Genomic DNA, 9705 nt, shown 5'->3' on the forward strand with positions numbered 1-9705 from the left:
TAAGAGACAGGAAATTGCCACTGCAGTTGCCACTATCAACTCTATGCTCATCGAACTGGATAGGCTGTCAGAAGAAGGCCTGGATAAAATTGAAAATATTGAGAAAAGCATCAGTGAAACCGCATCTACTGCTGAAGAGAATGCCGCAAGCAGTGAAGAAACCTCTGCTGCTATCGAGGAACAGACCGCTGCCATGCAGCAGGTAAGTACTTCGGTACAGAATGTTAGCGAGCTTGCCCAGAAAACAGTCGATGTCCTCTTAGAAAACTTCAAAGTATCGGGGGAACAGAAAAACAATCAAACATCCTCTAAGAAGCCTCAAAATTTCGATAGAAGGGGAAATTTAAAGAGATACTGAACAGTCTGATCCAGATCTGTTCGAATCCGGAGCCAATTGAATCCCGGCAATTTCAATTAGCTCCATTTTTCAGGTGATGTACATGAGCTATCATAGTCAAACTGTAAATGTGGATAATACGATTCAGGTAATTGTCTTCAACCTCGGTGAAGAAATATATGGAGTTGAAATATCCCAGATTAAGGAAATTATTCTGCCAACTCAAATTACTCTAATTCCAAACGTACCTGATTTTGTAGAAGGGATCTTAAATCTCAGGGGTCAAATTGCAGTCATTATCAATCTCAGAAAAAGGCTTGGAAAAGAACCGGAAAAGAACGATGAAAATACCAGGATTATTGTTGTTGAATACAATAATGCTACCATAGGGATGATGGTTGACAGCGTTAGCGAAGTCAAATACCTATCTTCCCAGAATATCGAAGAAATTCCCAGGTTTTTAGCTTTAACAGATGAATCTAAGTTTTTAAAGGGTGTTGGAAAACTCGAGGATGGACTTCTAACCTTAATGGACCTTAAAGAGTTATTCAGTGAAGAAGAACTGAATGAATTTAATGGATGAATAATGATAAAGTCCACCTTCGAATTCCTGTGAAAATTTATGATGTGGGGTGGACGGATGCATAATTTGTAGTAATCGATAGCAGCTTGATCATAGGTAAGCAAAAGATTCCCTTTGGGGAAATAGAAGTTCTGAAATATATTGATGTGGATGGGGTTAGCAGCATCCGGATTAAAAAACGGTTACTTATAACTTCACTCCTCAAAATATTCCTCCGCGGGTGTTCAGATCCGTTGCATTTGATCTAATACTGTTAGATTAATTTATTTTTGAATATCCGCGTTTTTCTTATTCACTACCCTCTCCATCAATTTTAATTATTTTTTGATTTTTTTTCTTTTGCGGATAAATGAAGTGATATGTTTGTTTTTCCCCCTGGCCGTGAAAAAAATTGTCAATTATTGGCTGAAATGCCCGTGGTATGAAAAATTTTTGTGACTACCTATAAACTTATATACTTATTATATTTATTATCATAGTCGATATATATACATTTAAGCTATTTGTAAATATATGACTTTAATTGATGCTGATTTTGATAAATTCAGTACAGCTAACAAGTTAAATATTTACCTATATGTATCGGTTCAGAAGCAAAAGAGATAAGCTGGCGTCATTGTCAGTATAAAACGATATCAGAAAGGATATTGGTATTATAACAAGTTTGACGAATTTGTAACCCATATTGAAAAGTTCTTTGAAAATATTGATCCGTAGAACTCCAAATTGAAACAATTGTTGACACTAAAATTCAAAATAACCTTGCCAGGTGAGTAAATCAGATTACTGATTTGAGAGCCTCTGTATTCTATATGTTAAATTAAGCTCAAAATTCCTCCGGTTTAGGGAGTTAATTAATATGGTATTTAAAGAAGATGAACAAATTCAGCTTGAAATGCTCAGGTCCTTTGTTGAAAGAATTTCAATAGGTGAAAAATTAGAGAAAATAAGCGGGAACTTCAAAGGGGATACCAAAAAAACTGTTGATCTAATTAACCTAACTATTGAAAATATTACAGGCGTTTTGAATGAAATTCAGACCGTTTCAAAGGCAGAAACAGAAGGCCATCTCGATATACGTGCTGATTACTCCAAATATCCCGGCGGATGGGGCACAATTCTCAAAGAGATAAATATTGGTTTTGATGCTGTAGTTGGTCCCCTTAATGTTGCTGCCGAATATGTTGAACGCATCAGCCGCGGTGATATTCCGGAGCCTATTACTGAAAACTACAAAGGGGATTTCAACGAGATAAAGAATAACCTGAACACCTGTATCATTGCTGTAAATAACCTCGTTGAAGATGCTGTCGTACTTTCAGATGCAGGTGTTTCCGGACGATTGGATTCACGTGCAGATGCTACCAGGCATGAAGGCGATTTCCGCAAGATTGTAAGTGGAGTGAATGCTACTCTTGATACCGTTGTTGGGCTTATTGACCACATGAGCCTTCCGGTGATGACAATAGATACATCATTTAATATTCTCTATATGAATGAAACAGGGTCAAAACTTTTAGGCTCAACAAAAAAAGAATTAATCGGTAAGAAATGTTTTTCACAATTCAAGACTGGCGATTGCCAGACCCAAAGTTGTGCCTGTGCTCAGGCAATGGAAATAATTTGTGAAGTAACGGGCCAGACCCGGGCTAAGCCAATGGGAAAAGAACTTGAAATTTCCTATACCAGTATTCCAATTCTGAATCAAAAGGGGGAGGTCACCGGTGCTTTTGAATTTGTTCAGAATCAAACTGCTTCAATAAAACTTACAAATTATCTCAATAGTGAAATTGAGAAACTTGGAACTAATCTGGACAAACTGAGCAATGGCGATACAGATCTTCATTTTGACGTATCAAAGCCCGATGAATATACCACTGATGCTCATAAAAATTTTGTACAAATTAATGAAAAGCTTGCCCAGGTCAATTCTACGATCAAGAATCTTGTCTCTGATTCAGGAATGCTTGTTAATGCTGCTATTGGTGGAAAACTTGACACCAGAGCAGACACCTCTGCTCATCGGGGCGATTTCCGAAAAATTATGGACGGAGTGAATACCACCCTTGATACCCTTGTCGGTTATATTGACCGTATGCCTCTGCCGTTGCAGGCAACCGATAAATCATTTAATATTCTCTATATGAATGAAACAGGAGCAAAACTTTTAGGTTCAACAAAAAAAGAATTAATCGGCAAGAAATGTTATTCACTATTCAATACAGGCGATTGTCATACTCCAAATTGCCCCTCTGCCCGGGCAATGGAAACAGTTTCTGAGGCAACCAGCCGGACCCTGGCTAAACCCCTGGGAAAAGAATTTGAGCTTTCAACTGCCAGCATTCCAATTCTGAATCAAAAGGGAGAGGTCACCGGTGCATTTGAATTTGTTCAGGATCAGACCGCTTTAATAAGAGTTACAAATTATCTCAATAATGAAGTTGAGAAACTTGGGAATAATCTGGATAAACTAAGTAATGGTAACACGGATCTTCATATTGACGTATCAAAGGCTGATGAATATACCATTGATGCTCATAAAAATTTTGTATTAATTAATGAAAAGCTTGCCCAGGTCAATTCTACGATCAAGAACCTTGTTGAAGATACAAGAATGCTCTCTGACGCTGCAGTAAACGGAGCACTCGATACCCGGGCAGACGCCTCTCAGCACCCGGGAGATTTCAGAAAGATCGTTGAAGGAGTCAATGATACTCTTGATGCCGTTATGGGTCCTTTGAATGTTGCTGCCGAGTATGTTGAACGCATCAGCCGTGGTGATATTCCTGAGCCAATTACGGACAACTACAAAGGCGATTTTAACGAGATCAAGAATAACCTGAATACCTGCATTGTTGCTGTAAACGATCTTGTTTCTGATGCGGGATTGCTGGCTGATGCTGCTACTGGAGGAAAACTTGACACAAGAGCAGATGCTAGCCGTCATGAAGGTGATTTCCGGAAAATTATGGAAGGATTCAATGGAACTCTTGATACCCTTGTTGGGTATATTGACCGTATGCCTCTGACGTTGCAGGCAATCGATAAATCTTTTAATGTTCTCTATATGAATGAGACTGGAGCAAAACTTTTAGGCTCAACTAAAAAAGAATTAGTCGGCAAGAAATGTCATTCGCTATTCAATACAGGCGATTGCCATACTCCAAATTGCCCCTGTGCCCGTGCAATGGAATCAGTTTCTGAGACGACCAGCAGGACCCAGACTAAACCACTGGATAAAGAATATGAAATCTCAACTGCCGGCATTCCCATTATGAATCAGAAGGGAGAAGTCACCGGTGCATTTGAATTTGTTCAGGATCAAACTGCCGTAGTAAGAGTTGCAAATTATCTCCATAGTGAAGTTGAGAAACTTGGGAATAATCTGGATAAGCTGAGTAATGGTAACACGGATCTTCATATTGACGTATCAAAGGCCGATGAATATACCATTGATGCTCATAAAAATTTTGTACTAATTAATGAAAAGCTTGCCCAGGTCAATTCTACTATCAAGAATCTTGTTGAAGATACAGAAATGCTCTCTGAAGCTGCAATAAAAGGAGCACTCGATACCCGGGCAGACGCTTCTCAGCACCCGGGAGACTTCAGAAGGATCGTAGAAGGAGTAAATGACACTCTTGATGCCGTTATTGGCCCTCTGAATGTTGCTGCAGAATATGTTGAACGCATCAGCCGCGGTGATATTCCTGAACTAATTAAAGAGAACTATAATGGGGATTTCAACGAGATCAAGAATAACCTGAATACCTGTATCGTTGCTGTAAATAACCTTGTAGAAGATGCTGTCATGCTTTCAAATGCCGGTATTGCAGGCCAGCTTAATACCCGTGCAGATGCTAGCCGTCATGAAGGTGATTTCCGTAAGGTTGTAAGCGGTGTTAATGATACTCTTGATGCCTTTATAGGGCCTCTTCGTGAAGCAATAAGGGTTTCAAATGAATTTTCTGATGGAAACTTTAGAGCCCGGCTTGATGAAAAACTTCATGTTGAGGGGGATTTCGTAAATTTCAAGGATGTTCTTAATAACATTGGAATTTCTGTGAGTGAAGTTATAGGATCTACAAAATCTGTCACCATGCAGGTTGTAGAATGTAGCGATGAAGCCAGCAGAGGCGCTGATGAGGTTGCAAAGGCGTCAGAAGGCGTTGCAATATCCAGTCAGAAGAGTTCTGAACTGACAAGAGAACTTCTCTATAAAATAGAGGGCATCAATAGAGAGATAGTCGATCTGTCAGCATCCACTGAAAAGATTGCAGGCAAATCAAAGGTGATTCTCTCTGTTGCAAATGAGGTTGTGAGTATCGGAAAGGATGCACAGGTGCTTGGCAAAGATACAAACCTGAAGATGGCAAGTGTTGAAAAGATTGCCAAGGAAAGTGTAAACGGAATAAACAACCTCACAGAACAAATAAAACAGATCGACAATGTCATAAAACTCATAAATGACATTACAAGCCAGATAAACCTGCTCGCTTTAAACGCCGCAATTGAAGCTGCACGTGCAGGAGAACACGGACGCGGATTTGCTGTTGTTGCAGGTGAAGTCAAAAACCTTGCATCAAAGGCAAGGAATGCAACAGATAATATTGAAATTGTTGTGAATTCAGTACAAAGAGACAGCAAAAAAACTGCAGATGCTATCAATGCTGCCAATAAAGAGATAATTGACGGTGTTGATAGTGTCAATAAGACCCTTGATGCCCTCAATACAATCATTATAAATGCTGCCCAGGTAACAAAAGATATTGGCGAGATCACAGAAGCAATCGATAATCAGGCAAAAATCTCAACAAAGGTTGTAAAAGCTTCAGAAGAAGGAAACTTCATGACAAGGGAGGCACAAAAAGAGTCGGAGTCTCTTGCAGCAATTGCAGAAGAGACAAGTGCGGCAATTCAAGAAATCGGAGCTGCAATTCATGAAGTGACCGACCTTTCCAACAGTCTGAAATCCGATATGGAAAAATACAGGATATAATGGAGATTTTCAATATGGAAATGACAAATGTTGTCAAGTTTCAGATTGGAAATACATCATATCCTACATCCCATTTAAAAGAAATAGAAATAAATTGTTGAGGTGATGTCGATAAATCCGGTGCTAAAGGCACCGGATTTAGATATTTTTTATGTTTTCTGGGGGCGTCAAAATTTTGATTTATTTTCAGTATCTTCAGGCTGTAAGCAATCAAAATCCCCTCCAATAATAAAAAGCCTCGAGTCTGTCAGGGGCATTATCAAACCCGGAGAAAATGGAGAATAACATTGAAAACCTCATCATCTGGATTGATGTAGATAGAATACCGGATGAAAACCTGATTGAAGTCTGAAATAAAAACAGGAATCTGATAATAAATGGCATTCACCTTTTTTTTCAGGGACTTAGATGCAATAGAACTAATTCCGAAGTATGTATTGCCCAGTATTTCCGAAAAAAAAACTATTAAAATATGGGATGCAGGGTGTGCAAACGGTCCGGAAATCTACTCAATATTAATTCATTTAAAAGAGACGCTAAATGAAGAAAAATTTAAAAAAATAACAATATTTGCATCCGATATTGACAACAGCAACAGATTCAGAAAAATCATAGAAGAGGGCACTTATAAGAAAAATCAGATTTCCTCTGTTCCCTCCAATACCCTAAAAAAATATTTTGTACAGGATCTCGAAAATCCGGATATTTACATTATATCAGAAAATTTAAGAGAGAAGGTAAATTACCAGAAACATGATCTCTTGTCCTTAAATTCCATTGGATATGATTTTGATTTAATTATATGCAAACATGTTCTCCAGCATTTTAATTATAAAGAACAGGTGGATGTAGTAAAAATGTTTTACAATTCCTTAACAGATAACGGATTTCTATTATGTGAAATCTCACAGGAAATTCCTGAATATCTAAGCGATCATTTCACAAGAATACTTCCAGAACAAAACCTTTACCGGAAAATATGTCGCGTAAATGAAAAAAGGGTTTAATATGGGTGCAACTTACTTTTTCAGGGACACTCAAACTCTTAAAATGATCCCTGATATCCTTATTCCTCTGATTCTTGAGGATGAAGACCATAAGAGCAACAAGAATATCAATATCTGGAGCGCAGGTTGTGCAAACGGTGCGGAACCCTACACTCTTGCAATTCTTTTAAAGGAAATTCTTGACGAAGAAATATTTTCTCGAATACGGATTTACGCAACAGATATTGATCCGAACAACAGATTTGAAAATATCATCAAAAAAGGTTCATACCCGCAGGATGCCCTTCAAAAAATTCCGGAAAAGATGTTTTTGAACAATTTTATTAAAGATATAGATATTCAGGGCAATTACCTCATCTCAGAGGAAATAAGAGAGCATGTAATATATATTTGGCATAATCTGTTGTCTTTAAAACCCATAATTGAAAGACCATTTGATATAATTTTATGTAAAAATGTGCTCCTTCATTTTAAAGAACAACAAAGTACTGACATTATAAATATGTTTTATCAATCGCTCTCAAATCGTGGATTTTTCATTACAGAACAAACGCAAAAACTTCCCGTTTCATCGCATAAACAATTTGAGCAATTCATAAACAATGCCCGGATATATCAAAAAAATCACGGTCAATTCTAAAGGAGTGTAAATGAATTGAAGGTAATTAACCTTACCGAAAATCCGACAACGTATACCTGTAATGTATATTACATACAGGGTGAATTTAATTCTCTCAACAATCTGAACACAATCATTGATATTGGCCGTGACAATATCATCTTTGAAAAATTTGATAAAGTCTCAAAAGGCGTTGGTAAAAAACTAATTGATCAAATAGTTCTCACTCATAACCATTACGACCACACATCGCTTTTAAAAACAGTAAAAGAAATTTATTCTCCGAAAGTATATGCATTTTCACCTTACCTAAAAGGAGTGGATGTTGTGCTAAAAGGCGGGGAATCACTCTTAATAGGGGATAAGTTCTTTGAAGTAATACATACTCCGGGGCATACCCAGGATTCAATCTGCCTTTATTGTTCTGAAAACGGATTTCTCTTTGTCGGAGATACACGCGTAATTCTTAACTCAAATAACTGGACTTTTGAGGAAAATTATGTAAAATCTATGGAATATCTCTGCACAAAAGATGTTTCCAGGATATTTTATGGGCATGGTCCTCCACTGGAAAATAGATGCAACGAAAAACTCCAAACAACTCTCAACATAATACACAATAGTAAAATAATTTAATATAGGACTTCCGCAGTTGCCTGCTTTTCAGGCAACTTGTTAATTTTCATTATTCTTATTCTAAGGCATACTTTGAGATTTATGAGTTAATATGTCTGTTTTTTACCAACAAACTGTAATGGCTTAGTTTAACAGTTTTGGGGGTGCTGGCTAAGTGGAAAGTTTCTTTATCTCACCTATAAACTTAAATACTTCCTCTAATTATAATCATAGTTATTATATAAATCATTAGGGGATTGATTTGAAATGTCTTCTATAGGTAATGATTTAGAAACAAACTCACAAAAAGACTTATTAAATAATTTAGTTGGAGCTGAAGCTCTAAAAGCGAAAGATATAAGCTCGCTAATAGATAGTCTTCCAGTAACTGTTTTCAGAGTCTCGAATGATTCTTCCTGGTCTATACAGTACATCGGTAAAAGTGTGGAGAAACTAACCGGTTATTCTAAAATGGATTTCATTTCCCAAAAATTCTCGTGGTCTGATATTGTTCTTCCAGAGGACCTTTCCCTTATCGATAAAACTACACAGAAAGCGATGAAAAACAAAACTCCTTATCAGGTTGAATACCGAATCAAAAAAGTAGATGGGAGTATAGTATTTGTTCAGGAACAGGCTCATCCGGTGAAAGATGATAATGGAAACGTCGCTTATATTGACGGGGTATTCTTAGATGTAACTATGCATGTAAAACGGAGAGAAGAATCTCAAAGAGCGATTGTTAGCAGCATACCCAAGCCATCGCTTGCATTTTATTCAGATGCCTCCGGAAAAATAAAGTATATTAATGAATATTTCGTGGAAATTTGCAAGTTAAGGAGTGCGGATGAAGCAATCGGTATATCGCCTTCCGAATTAATGGAGAGCGGTACTAAAAAATCACTTGCTGAAAAGGTTCTGGAATCTGGAGAGGGGGTTTATAATCTTGAACGGGCACTTAAACTTAAGGCTCAGGACAAACCGCTATTTACAGTAACTTCCTCTGTACCAGTAAAAGATGAGAATGGCGTTATTGTTGGCACTCTCACAATCATAACTGATATGACCGAGATGAAAGAAAAAGAAAAGGAAGTTGAGGATCTTTTAAATTATACTAACAGTTGTCTGAAGGATCTTGGAGAGGGTATCCGAAGAATTTATGAGGGGGACCTTGATACCCACCTGGAGAAGATCAAGGACGATGATTTCGGTAAGACTTTTGATGAATTTAATAAGCTTGTCATTAATCTGAAATCGGTTATTGAAAATATCCTGGCAGACATGCTCACAACTCTGGAAGACGCTCAGCAGTCCGAAGAAGCTGTCGGCCAGATGAATATGGGTATGCAGCAAATTTCAACGGCTTCCGAACAGATCGCAACCGGTTCAGAGAACCTTTCGAGGCATGCAGGTACAGCAGCTTCGGATATAAAAGCTTCTCAAGAGATTTTCAAAAAGCTCAGTGAATCTTCCACTAAATCTTCCAGTTACGCTTCCCAGGCAGGTAAAACCAGTGACGAAGCCCAGGGTCTCAGTAATATGGCT

The 9705-nt window shown here is 37.8% G+C and carries 6 protein-coding genes and 1 pseudogene; all 7 read left to right on the top strand.

Annotation, left to right across the window (positions count from 1 at the left end; all coding sequences use genetic code 11):
• Positions 1-358 (top strand): annotated as a pseudogene (locus tag EO98_RS18745) (chemotaxis protein); the annotation flags it as partial.
• Positions 359-440: 82 nt separating this feature from the next.
• On the top strand, positions 441-920 hold the full coding sequence (locus EO98_RS09655) for a chemotaxis protein CheW (protein ID WP_048139483.1): 480 nt from the start codon (positions 441-443) through the stop codon (positions 918-920).
• 859 nt (positions 921-1779) lie between these two features.
• Complete coding sequence (locus EO98_RS17510; RefSeq protein WP_052734483.1) at positions 1780-5919, top strand: methyl-accepting chemotaxis protein; 4140 nt, start codon at positions 1780-1782, stop codon at positions 5917-5919.
• Between the two features lie 377 nt (positions 5920-6296).
• Positions 6297-6926 carry a CheR family methyltransferase gene (locus EO98_RS09665; protein WP_048139485.1) on the top strand — a complete coding sequence of 210 codons (630 nt, stop codon included), beginning with the start codon at positions 6297-6299 and terminating at the stop codon, positions 6924-6926.
• Position 6927: 1 nt separating this feature from the next.
• On the top strand, positions 6928-7566 hold the full coding sequence (locus EO98_RS09670) for a protein-glutamate O-methyltransferase CheR (RefSeq protein WP_048139491.1): 639 nt from the start codon (positions 6928-6930) through the stop codon (positions 7564-7566).
• A gap of 15 nt (positions 7567-7581) precedes the next feature.
• Positions 7582-8181, top strand: a complete 600-nt coding sequence (locus EO98_RS09675; RefSeq protein ID WP_048139487.1) for an MBL fold metallo-hydrolase — start codon at positions 7582-7584, stop codon at positions 8179-8181.
• 246 nt (positions 8182-8427) lie between these two features.
• Positions 8428-9705 (top strand): PAS domain-containing protein (locus EO98_RS09680; protein ID WP_048160052.1); only part of this gene is annotated, 1278 nt, incomplete at its 3' end.

The organism is Methanosarcina sp. 2.H.T.1A.6, assembly GCF_000979455.1.
Classification (GTDB): Archaea; Halobacteriota; Methanosarcinia; order Methanosarcinales; family Methanosarcinaceae; genus Methanosarcina.